We start from the raw sequence: 15,219 nt of genomic DNA on the forward strand, positions 1-15,219 counted from the left end.
CGTCAGGCGGCGGCTGTGCTCGCGCGGGCTCTGCGATCTTCCAGGCGCGACCAGATGCGGTCGTGCAGGGCGAAGAAGAGCGTCTGCACCAGAGGCTCGACCATGCCGATGGTCAGCGCCGTGCGGATGTCGTTGGTCAGGGCGTAGGCTACGGCGACCGCCACGGCGAAATGCATGACGCCGTAGGTGGCGGTCTTCAGCGCGATCTGTTTGAACGACCGGGGCAGGGTGTGGCTGTGGCCGCGATGGGCGTCGTGGGAGCGGCGCTGTTCCTCGGGCGACATGATGTCGAGGCGGGCGGTGAAGGCCTCTGTCGCCTCCTCGATATTGGAGGCCATGCGACGCCGCTCGACCTTATGCCAGACGCGGTCGTGGACGGTGTAGGCGATGGTCTGAAAGATCGGCTCGACCATGCCGACGGCCAGGGCGATGCGCCAGTCGCGTGTGATGGCGAAGGCGACCAGAATGGCGACGATCAGGTGCATAACGCCATAGCTGGCGATCTTCAGAGCCAGTTTGCGCGCGGTGCTGAGGATGACGCCGACCATGCGGAGAGAATGGTGAGCGGCCCTGCGGGTTGCAAAGCAATAAAATCTATCAGGCCTATAACCGCAATCGGCCTTGCCCCCGACCCCCGCATCCCGTTATACGCGGCCCGCAAAACGGAGACTCCCTATGGAGATACGCGAAGGACTGACCTTCGACGATGTTTTGCTGGAACCCGGCGCATCCGAGTTCATGCCGGCGATGGTCGATGTCTCGACCCAGCTGACGCGCGACATCAAACTGAACATCCCGCTGCTGTCGTCCGCCATGGACACGGTGACGGAAAGCCGCCTGGCCATCGCCATGGCCCAGTCCGGCGGTCTGGGCGTGCTGCACCGCAACATGACCATCGAGGAGCAGGCCGATGAGGTCCGCGCCGTCAAACGCTATGAGAGCGGGATGGTGGTCAATCCGGTCACGGTCGGCCCGCAGACGACGCTGGGCGAAGTGCGCGAGATCGTGGCGCGCAAGAAGATCACCGGCTTCCCCGTCGTGGATCCGGCGACGGGCAAGCTGGTCGGTATGCTGACCCACCGCGACATGCGGTTCGAGAGCGACCTGAACGTCACGGCGGCCTCGTTAATGACCACGGGCGACCTGATCACGGTCCGCGAAGGCGCCAGCCGCGACGAAGCGCGCGAGTTGCTGAAGACCCGCAAGATCGAACGCGTCATCGTGGTGGACGAGGACTATCGGGCCGTCGGCCTGATCACCATGAAGGACATCGAGAAGGCCCAGGCCTTCCCCAACGCCGCCAAGGACGAGCAGGGCCGCCTGCTGGTCGGCGCAGCCTCCACCGTCGGCGACGCCGGATACGAGCGCGCGATGGCGCTGGCCGAAGCGGGTTGCGACGTGGTGGTGATCGACACCGCCCACGGTCACTCGGCCTCGGTCGCCCAGGTGGTCGAGCGGATTAAGCGCGAGAACAACCGGCTGCAGATCATCGCCGGCAATGTCGCCACCTATGATGCGACGCGCGCCCTGATCGACGCAGGCGCGGATGCGGTGAAGGTGGGCATCGGTCCCGGCTCCATCTGCACCACCCGCATAGTCGCCGGCGTGGGCGTGCCGCAGCTGACGGCGGTGATGGACTCCGCGCGGGCGGCCAAGGGCACGGGCGCCTCGGTCATCGCCGACGGCGGCATCAAATATTCGGGCGACCTGGCCAAGGCCATCGCGGCCGGGGCGAACGTGGCCATGATGGGCTCGATGTTCGCTGGCACCGACGAAAGCCCCGGCGAGGTCTTCCTGTACCAGGGCCGCAGCTACAAGTCGTATCGCGGCATGGGCTCGGTCGGGGCCATGGCGCGCGGCTCGGCGGACCGGTATTTCCAGAAGGAAGTCTCGTCCGAGAAGCTGGTGCCCGAGGGCATCGAGGGTCAAACGCCCTACAAGGGGCCGATCAGCCCGGTCCTGCACCAGATGGTCGGCGGTCTTCGCGCCTCCATGGGCTATGTCGGCGCCGGTACGATCCCGGAGTTCCAGGAACGCGCCCGCTTCGTGCGCATCACCGGCGCGGGCCTGCGGGAAAGCCATGTCCACGACGTGATGATCACGCGTGAAGCGCCCAACTATCGGCAGGGGTAGGCGACCATGACGACCGAACTCACCTATCTGGCCCTGACGCTGATCCTGGCCCTGGTTCAGATCTTCCTGCCCGCCGGAGCGCGGACGGCCGAGTTCGGCTCGAAATGGAATGCGGGTCCGCGCGACGAGACGCCGGAGGCCAAGAAGCCGCTGACCGGCCGTCTCGAACGCGCCCAGGCCAATCTGTACGAAACCCTGCCGCTGTTCATCGGCGCGGTGCTGATCGCCCATGTCATCGGCGCGTCCAGCGCCCTGACGGTGTGGGGCGCGGCGCTCTATTTCTGGGCGCGGGTGGTCTATGTGCCGCTCTACGCCTTCGGCGTTCCCTATATCCGGTCGCTGATCTGGGTGGTCTCGCTTGCGGGACTGGTCATGGTCCTGGCGTCCCTGTTCTTCGTTTGAAAGCCTGAATTGACCCCAGCCGCTCGCCTCGCCGCCGCCGCCTCCGTCCTGGACTCCATCGCCCAGGGCCGCCAACCGGCCGAGGCCGTGATGAAGGCCTGGGGCACGGCCAACCGCTACGCCGGGTCCAAGGACCGGCGCGCCATCGCCGACCGGGTCTATAAGGTGCTGCGCGCGCGCGGCCGCCTGTCGTGGATCATGGGCGGGCGTGAAGACGGTCGGGCTCTGGTCATCGGTTCGCTGCACGCCATCGATGGCCTTTCGCTGGAAGAGATCGAGGCCCTGCATTCGGGCGACGGCTATGGTCCGCGCTCGCTGTCCAAACAGGAGCGCAGCCGCATCACGGCCGGGCAGGGCGAACTGCCGGGCTGGGTCGCCGCCGGCCTGCCCGAGTTCGTGGTCGAGGATTTCAAGGCCACCTTCGGCGACCGCTGGGCCGAGGAAGCCCACGCCCTGATGGCGCCGCGCGCGCCGATCGACCTGCGCGTCAATGATGCGGGCGCCACGGTCGATGAGGTCGAGGCCGAACTGAAGGCCGCAGGGCTGGACGTTTCGCGCACGCCCTGGTCGTCCGTCGGCCTGCGCGTGCCGTCGGAACCGCCGCCCAACATCCAGGCGCTGGAAGGCTTCAAGGCCGGCCGCTTCGAAATCCAGGACGAAGGCAGTCAGGTCGTCTGCTGGCTGGCGGGCGCCGCACCCGGCATGACGGTGGTGGATTACTGCGCCGGCGGCGGCGGCAAGACGCTGGGTCTGGCCCAGGCGATGAAGGCGCAAGGCAAGCTGGTCGCCTCGGACGTCGTCAACAAGCGGCTGGAGAACATCCGTCCTCGCCTGCAGCGCGCAGGCGTCGAGGCGGAGCTGGTCCTGATCGGTCAGAACGGCGGCGGCCTGGAAGACCTGAACGGGCAGGCCGATCTGGTCTTCGTCGATGCGCCCTGTTCGGGGTCCGGCACCTGGCGTCGTCGTCCCGAGGACGCCTGGCGTCTGACCGCCGAAGAGGTCGAAAAGCTTCACGGCCTGCAGGTGCGTATTTTGAGCCAGGCGACCAAGCTGGTGAAGCCGGGCGGTCGTCTGGTCTATGTCACCTGTTCGATGCTGGCGCGCGAGAACGAGGCCAGTGTGGACGCGTTTGAGGCCGCCAATCCCGACTTCCGCCCGGTCGCCGTCACCGATGTCCTGTCGGCGCCGCACCTGACCGAGGCGGCGCAGGCGAAGTTCTCCGACCTGGCGTCCGGGGCGCGCCTTCGGCTGTCGCCAGCCTCGGCCGACACTGACGGCTTCTTCGCCGCCGTCTACGAGCGCGCGGCATGAAGCTGGCGCGGCATGGCGGAGTTTCGCTGCTCTACGTCATGGCCGCGCCTGCTGAATTCGGCCTGCACCTTCAGGCCCGGATCGCGCCGCTGATGACCGGCGTCGGTCCGGTCGAGGCCGCCGTGAGCCTGGGCGCCGCCCTGGCGCGGCTGGAGGCGGCGGGCGATCTGCCGGATCTGATCGTATCGCTGGGCTCGTGCGGATCGCGGGTGCTGGATCATGCGGCGGTCTATCAGGCCTCGTCGGTCGCCTATCGCGACATGGACGCCAGCCCGCTTGGTTTTCCGAAGGGCGTGACGCCGTTGCTGGACCAGCCCGCCGTCCTGCCGTTGCCGTGCCCGATCCCCGGCGTGCCGACGGCGACCCTGTCGACGGGTGCAAACGTCGTGTCCGGCGTCGCCTATGACGCCATCGACGCCGAGATGGTGGACATGGAGACCTGGGCCCTGGTTCGCGCCGCCCAGACCTTCGGTATGCCCCTGATCGCCTTGCGCGGCGTGTCGGACGGCCGCGCTGAGTTGAAGGCGTTGGAGGATTGGACCTCAACCCTGCATCATGTCGACGAGAACCTGGCCGCCGCCCTGGATCGCTTGATCGCCGTACTGGAGGCCGACGGCCCCGGCGCTCTTGAGTTTCCCGCCCTTGAAATATCGGCCCCGCCCGGCCAAGACCCCGCCCATCTTCCTGCCCCGGATTCGATCACGTCATGACCACGCCGCAAGACCACCAAAAGGTCCTCATCGTCGACTTCGGTAGCCAGGTGACGCAGCTGATCGCGCGCCGTCTGCGCGAGGCCAGCGTCTATTGCGAGATCCATCCGTTCCAGAAGGCCGAGGCGGCCCTGGCGGCCATGACCCCGGCGGCCATCATCCTGTCCGGCGGTCCCGAGAGCGTGCACGAGGAGGGCAGCCCCCGCGCGCCCCAGGCCGTGTTCGAGGCCGGCGTGCCGGTGCTGGGCATCTGCTACGGCGAGATGACCATGTGCGAACAGCTGGGCGGCAAGGTCGAGGGCGGCCACACCCGCGAGTTCGGCCGCGCCGAGATCACCGTCGAAAAGGTCTCCCCCCTGCTGGCCGACCTGGCCCCGGTCGGCGAGGAAGAAACCGTCTGGATGAGCCACGGCGACAAGATCGTCGCCATTCCCGAAGGTTTCGATGTCGTCGCCTCTTCGGCCGGCTCGCCCTATGCGGTGATCGCCGACGAGACCCGCCGTTTCTATGGCGTGCAGTTCCACCCGGAGGTGATGCACACCCCGCGCGGCCACCAGATGCTGAAGAACTTCACCCACGGCATCGCCGGGCTGAAGGGCGACTGGACCATGGCCGCCTATCGCGACGAGAAGATCGCCCAGATCCGCGAACAGGTCGGCGACGCCAAGGTGATCTGCGGCTTGTCGGGCGGGGTCGACAGCTCGGTGGCCGCCGTGCTGATCCATGAGGCCATCGGCGATCAACTGACCTGCGTCTTCGTCGACACCGGCCTGCTACGCAAGGACGAGGCGAAACAGGTCACGACCCTGTTCCGCGAGCACTACAACATCCCGCTGGTGCACGTTGATGCATCGAAGGAATTCCTGAGCGAACTGGCCGGGATTTCCGACCCCGAAACCAAGCGCAAGACCATCGGCCGGCTGTTCATCGAGGTGTTCGATCGCGAATCCGCCAAGATCGAGGGCGCCGAATTCCTGGCCCAGGGCACCCTCTATCCCGACGTGATCGAGAGCGTCTCCTCGTCCAGCGGCAAGGCCCACGTCATCAAGAGCCACCACAACGTCGGCGGCCTGCCGGACTATATGAAACTCAAACTGGTCGAGCCTCTGCGCGAGCTGTTCAAGGACGAGGTTCGCGCCCTGGGCCGCGAGCTGGGGCTCAGCGACGCCTTCGTCGGCCGCCACCCATTCCCCGGACCGGGCCTGGCCATCCGCATCCCTGGCGAGATCACGCCGGACGCCGTCGAGACCCTGCAACAGGCCGACGCCATCTATCTCGACGAGATCCGCAAGGCGGGCCTCTACGACGAGATCTGGCAGGCCTTCGCCGTCCTGCTGCCGGTCAAGACCGTCGGCGTCATGGGCGACGCCCGCACCTATGAAAAGGTCCTGGCCCTGCGCGCCGTCTCCTCCACCGACGGCATGACCGCCGACTTCTACCAGTTCCCGTGGGACGTTCTCTCCAAGACCGCCACCCGCATCATCAACGAGGTCCGCGGCGTCAACCGCGTCGTCTACGACGTGACGTCCAAGCCGCCGGGGACCATCGAGTGGGAATAATTCGGGCCTTTCGGGAGCTTTCGAGAACGCTTCCGAAATGGGCTGTAAGTTGCTGACGCAAAAGTGAATTCTGTCGAGACCCTTCGGAGCCTTTCGGAGGGTCTTTTTTTCGTGATGCCGACCTGTCTGACGGTATCGCGCTCCGTTGCTCCCATGGATTCCGGCTCATACCGTCTGGGCCACGGCGAGCCGATGACGGTATTCTTTTCAAGCAAGACGCTGAAAAGGCGAGAAAATATCGACCTCGAACCGCCGATTTCCGGGCCTGTCCGGTGCGAGGAGGTTTTACCGTGCTTACCGATGCCGCTCTGAAGAATTTGAATCCTAAATCAAAGCCTTACAAGAGTACCGACAGGGACGGCTTGTACGCCTACATCTCGCCCGGGGGAGCGATCTCGTTCCGCTACGACTATCGCTTCAACGGTCGGCGAGAGACGCTCACCCTGGGGCGCTACGGACGGGGCGGTCTGAGCCTCTCGCAGGCGCAGGAACGTCTGTTCGAGATCAAGCGGACCATCGCGGACGGCGTGTCGCCCGCCCTGGAGAAGCAGCGCGCCAAGCGTCGTCTGAAAGAGGCGCGCAGCTTCGAGCATGTCGCCCAGCGTTGGATGGACACCGCACCGATGGCGGACAGCACACGGAACATGCGCCGGTCGATCTTCAATCGCGAGGTGCTGCCGCAGTGGCGAAACCGCCTGCTCAGCGAGATCACTCCCGACGACATCCGGGCGCACTGCAAGACCATCGTGGACCGCGGCGCGCCGGCGACGGCGATCCATGTGCGCGACATCGTCAAACAGATCTACGCCTGGGCGATCCTGCACGGAGAGAAGATCGACAATCCGGCCGACGGCGTCGGGCCGGCGTCGATCGCGACCTTCCGGCCGCGAGACCGCAGCCTGTCGCCGAGCGAGATCCGCATCATGCTGGGGCTTCTCGGCGAGGTGGCGACGCTGCCGACGATCCGGCTCGGATTGAAGTTCATCCTGCTCAGCATGGTGCGAAAGAGCGAACTGCAGGATGGCGTCTGGCCAGAGGTGGATTTCGAGAACGCGGTCTGGTCGATCCCGGCCGCGCGGATGAAGCGCTCCCGGCCCCACAACGTCTATCTGTCGACCCAGATGCTCGACATCCTGATCGCCCTGAAGACCTGTGCCGGAAACTCCAAATACATCCTGCCGTCGCGCTACGACGCGGACGCGCCGATGTCGCGGGCGACCTTCAATCGCGTGACCTCCGCCATCGCCGAGCTGGCGAAGAAGCGGGGACTGCCTTTGGAGCCGTTCACCGTGCACGACCTGCGACGGACGGCTTCGACCCTGTTGCACGAGATGGGGTTCAACTCGGACTGGATCGAAAAGGGCTTGGCTCACGAGGAGCGGTCGTCGCGCGGGGTCTACAACAAGGCGGAGTTCGAGATGCAGCGACGGCATATGGCGCAGCAGTGGTCGGACGCGGTCGAGGCCTGGGAGGCCGGGCGGACGTTCACGCCGGTGCTCAGTGTGCCGGAGGGAGAGGGACCTCGCTTCGATCCAAAGTTCTGACGGGTCGGCTGACGCGTCGGCGGACATCGGGCGGCGGGGCGCGGCGGATCGGCTGGTTGCGGCGCCGCTCGAGCCACGCCTCGACCTCGGCCAGGTCCCAGACCACGCAGCGGGGCGTCAGAAGGAACCGCTTCGGAAACTCGCCCCGGCGCTCCATCTCCCAGATGGTGCTGTCGGCGAGCGGCACCATCTGGTGCAGTTCAGGTTTCTTGATCGTGCGGCGTAGGGGTGGGCTGGCTTGGGCCATCGAAATCTCCGCTTTGCTGGGAGAATCGAACTCGAAAGATTGCGACAGGCCTAGCCGTATCCTCTCCACCGTAGGCTTGCGCATCCCCTGGCATCAGCGGCTTGAATATTTCCATATTTCGACTAATTCGGAAATATGGAAACCGAAGCCTCGATTCTCGCTCTCGCTGCCTTGGCGCAGTCGACCCGGTTGGAGGCGTTTCGTCTCCTTGTCCGTCACGAACCGGAGGGTCTGCCGGCCGGTGACATCTCCAATCACCTCGCCATCCCGGCCAACACGCTTTCGTCCCATCTGGCCGTCCTAAGCCGGGCGGGGCTGATCCAGTCGGAACGTCGCAGCCGGTCGATCATCTATCGGGCCGACCTGGACCGGCTTCGCGACCTGGTCCTGTTCCTGCTCAAGGACTGCTGTGGGGGCAGGGCGGACCTGTGCGAGCCGCTGTTGGCAGACCTCGCGCCCTGTTGCTCGTGAGGACGCCATGGACATCGTAATCTATCACAACCCCGCGTGCGGGACGTCTCGCAACGCCTTGGAGCTGATCCGGCACGTCGGGATCGAGCCCCACGTCATCGAATATCTGAAAAGCCCGCCGTCGCGCGCCATGGTCGCTTGGCTGGCCGGGCGGACCGGCTCCCCCCTGCGCGACCTGCTGCGGGACAAGGGCACGCCCTTCGCCGAACTGGGTCTCGACGCCCCCGGCCTGACGGACGAGCAACTGCTCGATGCGATCGAGGCCCATCCGATCCTGCTCAACCGCCCGATCGTCGTCGGTCCCCTGGGGGTTCGCCTCTGCCGCCCGTCGGAAGCCGTGCTGGACCTGCTGCCGGTCGAGAACCTGAAGCCCTTCACCAAGGAAGACGGAGAGGTCGTCATCGACGCCGACGGCCGGCGGGTGGGACGATGACCGAAGCGCCCGCCAGGTCGCCACGCCGCCTGTCGTTCCTTGATCGCTGGCTGACGGTGTGGATTTTCGCCGCCATGGCCGTCGGCGTTCTGCTCGGAACCATGGTGCCGGGCCTGCCCGCCTGGGTCGACAGCCTCTCGGTCGGTACCACCAACATCCCGATCGCCATCGGCCTGATCCTGATGATGTACCCGCCGCTGGCGAAGGTCCGCTATGAGGCCTTGCCGCGCGTGTTCGCCGACAAGCGGGTCCTCGCGCTGTCGCTGGTCCAGAACTGGATTCTGGGTCCGGTGCTGATGTTCGCTCTAGCGGTGATCTTCCTGCGCGATCAGCCGGAATATATGACCGGCGTGATCCTGATCGGCCTGGCGCGCTGTATCGCCATGGTGCTGGTCTGGAACCAGTTGGCCCGAGGCGACAACCAGTATGTGGCCGGTCTCGTGGCCTTCAACTCGATCTTCCTGATCCTGTTTTTCAGCCTCTACGCTTGGCTCTTCCTTACCGTCCTGCCGCCGCTGTTCGGCTTGCAGGGCAGCGTGGTGGATGTCGGCGTCTGGACCATCGCCGGAGCCGTGCTCGTCTATCTCGGCGTTCCGTTCCTTGCCGGCTTCTTGACCCGCCGCAGTCTGATCGCCCGCAAGGGCGCCGACTGGTACGAGCACCGCTTCCTGCCGCGCATCGGGCCGATCACCCTGATCGCGCTGCTGTTCACCATCGTGGCCATGTTCAGCCTCAAGGGCGGAGAGGTCGTGGCCTTGCCGCTGGACGCCCTGCGCATCGCTATCCCGCTGACGATCTATTTCTTCGTTATGTTCGTCGTCAGCTTCCTGATGGGCAAGCTGATCGAGGCCGACTATCCGCGCACCACGGCCTTGGCCTTCACCGCGGCCTCCAACAATTTCGAGCTGGCCATCGCGGTCGCCATCGCGGCGTTCGGCCTGGCCTCGCCGGTCGCCTTCGCCGCCGTCATCGGCCCGCTGGTGGAGGTGCCGGTATTGATCCTGCTGGTGTCGGTCGCCCTCTGGATGGGCCGGCGCTGGTTCCCGGACACGGTCCCGCCGCCGGACGCCGGGTGATGGTGGTTCTGTATCTGATCGAGGCGACCGACGCCGGCCTGATCGCCGCGCTGCAGGCCCAAGGCCTGCCTGCGCCTGAGGCCGGCCGCTACTTCAGCGCGGATCACCACGGCACCATGGTCGGCTACGTCGGTCTGGAAGGGGAGGGACGCGACCTGCTGCTCCGCTCCTTGGTCGTGCTACCCGACCGGAAGGCGCGCGGCCTGGGAGCCCGGGTGCTGGCCGCCGCCGAAACCGTCGCCGGTGATCTTGGCGGCGAACGCCTTCATCTGCTCACCACGACGGCCGAACCCTTCTTCGCCCGGCACGGCTACCGGGCGGCGAACCGCCAAACGGCGCCCGAGACGATCCGGCGGACCCGCGAGTTCGCGGGGCTCTGCCCGGCGTCGGCGGCTTATCTGACCAAGGACCTGTGATGACTTTTTCCCGCCTGCGCCCGCTGCCTGATCCGGATCATCTGCCGGCCCTGGACAAGGCCTATCTCTCGGCCGATCCGGCCCGCGGTCTGGGGCCGCACGATCATCCGCCGCGGATCCTGCTCCTCTACGGATCGCTGCGCGAACGGTCCTATTCGAGATTCTGCGTCGAGGAGGCGGCCCGTCTGCTGCAATGGATGGGGTGTGAAACCCGCATCTTCGATCCGTCGGACCTGCCCCTTCCGGGCTCGCCCGGCGACGACGATCACCCGGCGGTGCGCGAGTTGCGCGAGCACGCCCTGTGGTCCGAGGGCATGGTCTGGTGCAGCCCGGAGCGGCACGGCCAGGTCTCGGGTCTGATGAAGCTGCAGATCGATCATCTGCCCCTGAGCATGGGCGGCGTGCGCCCGACCCAGGGTCGGACCTTGGCCGTCATGCAGGTCTCCGGCGGATCCCAGAGCTTCAACGCCGTCAACACTCTGCGGCTGCTCGGTCGCTGGTTGCGGATGATCACCATCCCCAACCAGTCGAGCGTGGCCAAGGCCTTCCAGGAGTTCGACGACGCCGGGCGGATGACGCCGTCCGCCTACTATGAGCGCATCGTCGACGTGATGGAGGAGCTGGTTCGCTTCACCATCCTGACCCGGCCCCACGCTGCCCGGCTGGTCGATCGCTATTCCGAGCGCAAGGCGGTCGGAATTCCGATCGACGCCGCAAACGATCTCTCGTCCATCGCGATTGCGCCCCAATCCCGACCAAACGCCTGAATGTCGGTCTGCTTAATGTCGGCAGTCTCGGTCCTGAAGGACTTCGATGACCTTGCAGGCTGAAACCCGGCCGCCGGCGCAGTCGGCCGTCATCCGTGAAAGTTCAGTCTGGAGCGCCTGTAACTGCCGAATCTTCTCCGTGACATCGGCCAGATGCCGTTCCGCGATGGCGTTCGCGTCACTGCAGGTGCGGTCGGGGTGATCGGCAAGGTCGAGGAGCGAGCGGATAGCGTCGAGGTCGAAGCCCAACTGGCGGGCGTGCCGGATAAAGCCGAGCCGGCGTAGTGCGGGTTCGTCGTAGAGCCGACGGTCGCTGGCGGTGCGCGGCGGCTCGGGCAGGAGCCCGGCCTGCTCATAGAAGCGGATGGTCGGCACCTTCACGCCGGTCGCGGCGGAGAGCTTGCCGATGGTCAGATGCGGAGCGGGAGTGAGCGTCATCGGCTGAAAATAGGCGCTTGATCCTCTAGTGACTAGAGGATGTAGACCAGTCTTCATGGACACGAGCGAGACCTCCTGCCGCCCGGCCGCCGGCTGCTGCGGACACGATGTGAAGTTTGACGGCTCCACGCCGGCCTATCGCCGCGTGCTGGTGGCCGTGATCGTCATCAACCTCGTCGGCTTCGTCGCGGTCTTGGCCGGCAGTCTCGCGCAGGGGTCGGCCGCGCTCGCCGCCAACGCCCTCGACTTCCTCGCCGACAGCGTGACCTACGCCGTGAGCCTTTGGGTTATCGGCCGCTCGGTGCGCCTCCGCGCCGGCGCAGCCCTCGCCAAGAGCGCCAGCCTGGTCGTGCTGGGGCTGTCGGTCCTCGGCTTCGCGGTCTGGCGGGCCATGACCGGGGCCGCGCCGGAGGGCTTCGTGATCACGGGCCTGGGTCTGTTCGGCTTCGCCGCAAACCTGGTCGCCGCCACCCTGCTGCTGCGCTTCAGGGACGGAGACGCCAATGTTCGATCGGTCTGGCTCTGTACGCGCAACGACCTGGCCCACAGCCTCGGCGTCGCCGCGGCGGGCGGTCTGGTCTGGCTGACAGGATCGCGCTGGCCGGATCTCGCCGCCGGCGCCCTGCTGGCCTTCATCTTCCTTCAATCCGCATGGTCGATCACCCGTCAGGCGCTCGTCGAGACCCGCGTGAACGCTCGCTCGTCCGCCGCCCTGCCTGGAGCGGGCGCTTGATCCGCCGGGCCCGATCCGGCGTGACCGGTCGTCGCAGCAGGGCGGGCCGGAGCGCGTTCCCGTCGCGCAAGGCCGGGGCGGCCGGAGCAGCGTATTTTGTAACAGATTGCCGATACGGGCGAACGAAAGTATGCAGCCGCCGATGACCTGGTCGATGGTGACATGGGCGAAGTTGATTCTGGCGGTGACCTTCGTCGCCGCCGCCTTCTTCGTCGCGCCCATCGCTGACGCAGCGACCTGCCAGCCCGAACCGCCCGCCGCCCACGCCCTGGTCGATCACGATCCGGCCGAAGGCGACCACACCGGCGGCAAGGACCACGGCATCTGCTCGCACGGCCATTGCCATCATACCGCCGCCGCTCGCACGACGGTCGGTGAGGACCTGCCTCTGCAGGCCTTCGACCGGCCGCTCCACGCGTTGCCCCTGAGCGATCTCTTCGGCTCCATCGCGCCCGACGGACTGAAACGCCCTCCCAGAGCCTGACACGACGACCGCGCTTCCGCGCGGGCTCTCTCGTGTCACTCCGTCTGGAAGATGAATCATGCCTGCCTCATATCGCCGGCCGCCGCGTTTCGCGGTCGGCTGCGCGCTCGCCGCTCTCGCGGCTGTGCTGGCCAGCCCCGCGTGGGCTGACCCTGCGCCTTCGTTCGCCGAGCTCCTCGCCCGGCTAGACCAGACCCCGCTCACCCTGGAAGCCGGCGCGCTTCTGGACGCCGCTGAAGCCCGGGCGCGCCAGGCGCGTGTCCGCCCCAACCCGACCCTCGCCCTCGACGCCGAGAACGCGTTCGGGAGCGGGCCCTTCTCTGGCTACGGCAATGCCGAGACCACGCTCTCGATCACTCAGGATCTTGAGCTCTGGGGTCGACGCACGGCTCGCATCAACGCGGCCCGCGCCGATGCCGGGACCGCCTCGCTCCGACGAGACCTGGCCGTGGTCGACGCCGCCGGACGGTTGGCGCTGGTCTACGCCGAGGCCGAGGCGGCCGAGCGGCGCGCGACCTTGGCCGAGGAGAACCTGAGCCTCACCCTCGCCGACGCCCGCGCGGCCCTGGTGCTGGTGGAGGAGGGGCGCGAGCCGCTTCTGCGCGGCATCCAGGGCGAGAGCGAAGCCGCCGCCGCGCGCGCCGGTCTCGACGAAGCCATCGCCGAACGGGACGCGGCCTTCGCCCGGCTCACGGCGGTGGCCATGCTCGCCGAGCCGGTGACGACCATCGACGTCAGCTTGCTGGACCTCGCGCCGGCGACCGCCCTTTCGCCGACGGACCAGACGCTGACCGTGCGCGTGGCTGAGGCTGAGCGCTCGGCCGCCGAAAGCCGCATCGCGGTTGAACGCACCCGGTCGCGACCGGACGTCAGCGCCAGCATCGGTCTTCGCCGCTACGAGGCGGAAGACGCGACGGCGCTGACGTTTGGCCTCAGCCTGCCCCTGCCGCTGTTCGATCGGAACCGCGGCAACATCGAAGCCGCCCAGGCGGATTTCAGGGCGGCCGACGCCCGGCTGATGACCGCCCGCCAGGAAGCCCAGGCGGACCGGGCCGCAGCACAGGCGCGCCTCCGCGCCTCGGTGAGCCGCGTCAACGCCGCCGACGCCGGGGTGACCTCTGCCGAAGAAGCCTACCGGCTCTCGCGGATCGGCTTCGAGGCGGGCCGGATCTCGCAGCTCGAGCTTCGCGCGACCCGCACCGCCCTGGTCAACGCCAGAACCGCCGCCGTGGACGCCCGCCTCGCCCGGGTCCGCGCGGAAATCGATCTCGCGCGCCAGGACGGCCGCGCCCCCTTCCAAGGAGCCCAATGATGCGCAAGCGCACTTCCAACAAGACCTTGCTGATCGGCGGGGTCGCCGCCCTCGTCATCCTCGGGGCCGGGGGTCTTTACCTCGCCATGGGACGGTCGGATCCGCCCGCCGCCGAAGGCGCGGCGGCTGAAGGCGAAGCCGGTCACGCCGAAGGCGAGGCCGAAGCGCCCGAGGGCTTCGTCGCTCTCAGCGCCGCCCAGGCCCAGGCCGCCAATCTGGTCGTCGTCGGCGTCGGTCGGGGTGGGGGCGCCGAGACCCGGCTCTCCGGTCGCGTCGAACCCATGATCGACGCCCGCGCCGCCGTCGCCGCGTCCGTCGGCGGACGGGTGGAACGGGTGCTGGTGGCGCCCGGCCAGTCCGTTCGGATCGGCCAGCCCCTGGCCAGCCTCGTGAGCGGCGATGCGGCCACCTTCCGCGCCGACGCGGATGCGGCCGCGGCCCAGTCCGAAGTCGCGCGCCAGGCCTATCAGCGCAACAGCAACCTCGCCGACCAAGGGGTCGTCGCCCGGCAAGAGGTCGAGGCGTCCCGGGCGCAGCTGCTGAGCGCCGAGGCGGCGGCCCGGGCGGCCCGCGCGCGGTCGAGCGCGGCCGGATCGCCGAACGCCGCCGGACGGCTGAGCGTGAACAGCCCGATCGCCGGCGTGGTCACCAGCGTTCAGGTCGGCCCGGGCGGCTTCGTCCCGCAGGGCGGCGTGATCGCCGAGGTGACCAACCCCGCCCGCGTCGAACTCGTATTCAATGCGCCGCCGCACCTTGCGGCGCTTGTCCGCGCGGGATCGACCTTGCGGGTCTCCAGCCCCCCGGGCGATTTCGACGCCGTCGTCACCGGCGTCGCCGCCGGGGCGGGCGCGGAAAGCGGCGCCACCGTGATCCGGGCGCGCCCAACGGGAGCGACCCTGCCGCCGGCCGGCTCCGCCGTCACCGGCGCGATCGTGACGGGTGAAGCCGCCGGAGGCCTGACCGTGCCGACGGAAGCCATCCAGACCGTCGACGGCGCCAGCGTCGTCTTCATCCAGGTCCCGAACGGCTTCCAGCTGCGCCCCGTGCTCGTCGGCCGCCAGGCCGGGGGGCGCACGGAGATTCTGCGCGGCCTCGACGGGTCCGAGCGGGTCGCCGGAACCAACGCCTTCCTCCTCAAAGCCGAACTCGCCAAGGGCGAGGCCGAGCACGGCCACTAGGGGGC

Annotated in this window: 18 protein-coding genes; 15 read left to right on the forward strand and 3 right to left on the reverse strand. The window is 67.7% G+C overall.

Annotated elements, in window-relative coordinates:
- Positions 1–2: 2 nt before the first annotated feature.
- On the reverse strand, positions 3–548 hold the full coding sequence (locus QRN13_RS13800) for a DUF2061 domain-containing protein (RefSeq protein ID WP_284878362.1): 546 nt from the start codon (positions 546–548) through the stop codon (positions 3–5).
- A 127-nt stretch (positions 549–675) separates the two neighbouring features.
- Between QRN13_RS13800 and guaB the strand changes: the two genes are divergently transcribed.
- The 6 genes from guaB to QRN13_RS13830 all read left to right on the forward strand — a co-directional run bounded on the left by guaB (position 676) and on the right by QRN13_RS13830 (position 7,659).
- Positions 676–2,133, forward strand: a complete 1,458-nt coding sequence (gene guaB / locus QRN13_RS13805; RefSeq protein ID WP_066550937.1) for an IMP dehydrogenase — start codon at positions 676–678, stop codon at positions 2,131–2,133.
- A 6-nt stretch (positions 2,134–2,139) separates the two neighbouring features.
- Positions 2,140–2,535 (forward strand): MAPEG family protein, encoded by a 396-nt coding sequence (locus QRN13_RS13810; RefSeq protein WP_284878363.1) that lies wholly within the window; start codon positions 2,140–2,142, stop codon positions 2,533–2,535.
- A 9-nt stretch (positions 2,536–2,544) separates the two neighbouring features.
- A complete protein-coding gene (locus QRN13_RS13815) occupies positions 2,545–3,846 on the forward strand; it encodes an RsmB/NOP family class I SAM-dependent RNA methyltransferase (protein WP_284878364.1) in 1,302 nt (433 codons plus the stop codon).
- Complete coding sequence (locus tag QRN13_RS13820; RefSeq protein ID WP_284878366.1) at positions 3,843–4,556, forward strand: 5'-methylthioadenosine/S-adenosylhomocysteine nucleosidase; 714 nt, start codon at positions 3,843–3,845, stop codon at positions 4,554–4,556. The genes QRN13_RS13815 and QRN13_RS13820 overlap by 4 nt, the downstream gene beginning before the upstream one ends.
- On the forward strand, positions 4,553–6,115 hold the full coding sequence (guaA, locus tag QRN13_RS13825; protein WP_284878367.1) for a glutamine-hydrolyzing GMP synthase: 1,563 nt from the start codon (positions 4,553–4,555) through the stop codon (positions 6,113–6,115). Before QRN13_RS13820 ends, guaA begins: the two co-directional genes overlap by 4 nt.
- A 290-nt stretch (positions 6,116–6,405) precedes the next feature.
- Complete coding sequence (locus QRN13_RS13830) at positions 6,406–7,659, forward strand: tyrosine-type recombinase/integrase (RefSeq protein ID WP_284878368.1); 1,254 nt, start codon at positions 6,406–6,408, stop codon at positions 7,657–7,659.
- Here the strand turns inward: QRN13_RS13830 and QRN13_RS13835 are convergent.
- The gene (locus QRN13_RS13835; RefSeq protein ID WP_081600486.1) at positions 7,613–7,906 is read right to left on the reverse strand and encodes a helix-turn-helix transcriptional regulator; all 294 of its coding nucleotides are present in this window, start codon (positions 7,904–7,906) and stop codon (positions 7,613–7,615) included. The two genes, QRN13_RS13830 and QRN13_RS13835, sit on opposite strands and share 47 nt — an antisense overlap.
- 135 nt (positions 7,907–8,041) lie before the next feature.
- Here QRN13_RS13835 and QRN13_RS13840 point away from each other — a divergent pair, with 135 nt between their 5' ends.
- From QRN13_RS13840 to arsH, 5 genes are read left to right on the forward strand one after another with little or no spacing between them, the layout of a single operon-like run.
- The gene (locus QRN13_RS13840) at positions 8,042–8,377 is read left to right on the forward strand and encodes an ArsR/SmtB family transcription factor (RefSeq protein WP_284878369.1); all 336 of its coding nucleotides are present in this window, start codon (positions 8,042–8,044) and stop codon (positions 8,375–8,377) included.
- 7 nt (positions 8,378–8,384) lie between these two features.
- A complete protein-coding gene (gene arsC / locus QRN13_RS13845; protein WP_284878370.1) occupies positions 8,385–8,810 on the forward strand; it encodes an arsenate reductase (glutaredoxin) in 426 nt (141 codons plus the stop codon).
- The gene (arsB, locus tag QRN13_RS13850) at positions 8,807–9,886 is read left to right on the forward strand and encodes an ACR3 family arsenite efflux transporter (protein ID WP_284878371.1); all 1,080 of its coding nucleotides are present in this window, start codon (positions 8,807–8,809) and stop codon (positions 9,884–9,886) included. The genes arsC and arsB overlap by 4 nt, the downstream gene beginning before the upstream one ends.
- Positions 9,886–10,302: an arsenic resistance N-acetyltransferase ArsN2 gene (gene arsN2 / locus QRN13_RS13855; protein WP_284878372.1), complete on the forward strand. Its 417-nt coding sequence runs from the start codon at positions 9,886–9,888 to the stop codon at positions 10,300–10,302. The genes arsB and arsN2 overlap by 1 nt, the downstream gene beginning before the upstream one ends.
- Positions 10,302–11,069: an arsenical resistance protein ArsH gene (gene arsH, locus QRN13_RS13860; protein ID WP_284878373.1), complete on the forward strand. Its 768-nt coding sequence runs from the start codon at positions 10,302–10,304 to the stop codon at positions 11,067–11,069. The genes arsN2 and arsH overlap by 1 nt, the downstream gene beginning before the upstream one ends.
- Positions 11,070–11,081: 12 nt before the next feature.
- Here the strand turns inward: arsH and QRN13_RS13865 are convergent, their stop codons facing one another.
- On the reverse strand, positions 11,082–11,507 hold the full coding sequence (locus QRN13_RS13865) for a MerR family transcriptional regulator (RefSeq protein ID WP_017505586.1): 426 nt from the start codon (positions 11,505–11,507) through the stop codon (positions 11,082–11,084).
- Positions 11,508–11,562: 55 nt separating this feature from the next.
- Here QRN13_RS13865 and QRN13_RS13870 point away from each other — a divergent pair, with 55 nt between their 5' ends.
- From QRN13_RS13870 to QRN13_RS13885, 4 genes are all read left to right on the forward strand, one after another.
- Positions 11,563–12,240 carry a cation efflux transmembrane domain-containing protein gene (locus QRN13_RS13870; protein ID WP_284878374.1) on the forward strand — a complete coding sequence of 226 codons (678 nt, stop codon included), beginning with the start codon at positions 11,563–11,565 and terminating at the stop codon, positions 12,238–12,240.
- A gap of 130 nt (positions 12,241–12,370) precedes the next feature.
- Complete coding sequence (locus QRN13_RS13875) at positions 12,371–12,724, forward strand: hypothetical protein (protein ID WP_137721998.1); 354 nt, start codon at positions 12,371–12,373, stop codon at positions 12,722–12,724.
- A gap of 58 nt (positions 12,725–12,782) precedes the next feature.
- Positions 12,783–14,036 carry a TolC family protein gene (locus QRN13_RS13880; protein ID WP_284878375.1) on the forward strand — a complete coding sequence of 418 codons (1,254 nt, stop codon included), beginning with the start codon at positions 12,783–12,785 and terminating at the stop codon, positions 14,034–14,036.
- Positions 14,036–15,214 (forward strand): efflux RND transporter periplasmic adaptor subunit, encoded by a 1,179-nt coding sequence (locus QRN13_RS13885; protein WP_284878376.1) that lies wholly within the window; start codon positions 14,036–14,038, stop codon positions 15,212–15,214. Before QRN13_RS13880 ends, QRN13_RS13885 begins: the two co-directional genes overlap by 1 nt.
- The last annotated feature ends 5 nt before the right edge of the window (positions 15,215–15,219 follow it).

Origin of the sequence: Brevundimonas sp. MEB006b, assembly GCF_030209705.1 — a bacterium.
Taxonomy (GTDB): Bacteria; Pseudomonadota; Alphaproteobacteria; order Caulobacterales; family Caulobacteraceae; genus Brevundimonas.

Bases quoted from the DNA above. Each gene is read 5' to 3' on its own strand.
- arsB (WP_284878371.1), top strand. From the start codon at position 8,807: ATGACCGAAGCGCCCGCCAGGTCGCCACGCCGCCTGTCGTTCCTTGAT.
- QRN13_RS13800 (WP_284878362.1), bottom strand. From the start codon at position 548: ATGGTCGGCGTCATCCTCAGCACCGCGCGCAAACTGGCTCTGAAGATC.
- QRN13_RS13835 (WP_081600486.1), bottom strand. From the start codon at position 7,906: ATGGCCCAAGCCAGCCCACCCCTACGCCGCACGATCAAGAAACCTGAA.
- arsC (WP_284878370.1), top strand. From the start codon at position 8,385: ATGGACATCGTAATCTATCACAACCCCGCGTGCGGGACGTCTCGCAAC.
- arsH (WP_284878373.1), top strand. From the start codon at position 10,302: ATGACTTTTTCCCGCCTGCGCCCGCTGCCTGATCCGGATCATCTGCCG.
- QRN13_RS13820 (WP_284878366.1), top strand. From the start codon at position 3,843: ATGAAGCTGGCGCGGCATGGCGGAGTTTCGCTGCTCTACGTCATGGCC.
- QRN13_RS13810 (WP_284878363.1), top strand. From the start codon at position 2,140: ATGACGACCGAACTCACCTATCTGGCCCTGACGCTGATCCTGGCCCTG.
- QRN13_RS13840 (WP_284878369.1), top strand. From the start codon at position 8,042: ATGGAAACCGAAGCCTCGATTCTCGCTCTCGCTGCCTTGGCGCAGTCG.
- QRN13_RS13870 (WP_284878374.1), top strand. From the start codon at position 11,563: ATGGACACGAGCGAGACCTCCTGCCGCCCGGCCGCCGGCTGCTGCGGA.
- guaB (WP_066550937.1), top strand. From the start codon at position 676: ATGGAGATACGCGAAGGACTGACCTTCGACGATGTTTTGCTGGAACCC.
- QRN13_RS13875 (WP_137721998.1), top strand. From the start codon at position 12,371: ATGCAGCCGCCGATGACCTGGTCGATGGTGACATGGGCGAAGTTGATT.
- QRN13_RS13885 (WP_284878376.1), top strand. From the start codon at position 14,036: ATGCGCAAGCGCACTTCCAACAAGACCTTGCTGATCGGCGGGGTCGCC.
- arsN2 (WP_284878372.1), top strand. From the start codon at position 9,886: ATGGTGGTTCTGTATCTGATCGAGGCGACCGACGCCGGCCTGATCGCC.
- QRN13_RS13880 (WP_284878375.1), top strand. From the start codon at position 12,783: ATGCCTGCCTCATATCGCCGGCCGCCGCGTTTCGCGGTCGGCTGCGCG.
- QRN13_RS13865 (WP_017505586.1), bottom strand. From the start codon at position 11,507: ATGACGCTCACTCCCGCTCCGCATCTGACCATCGGCAAGCTCTCCGCC.
- guaA (WP_284878367.1), top strand. From the start codon at position 4,553: ATGACCACGCCGCAAGACCACCAAAAGGTCCTCATCGTCGACTTCGGT.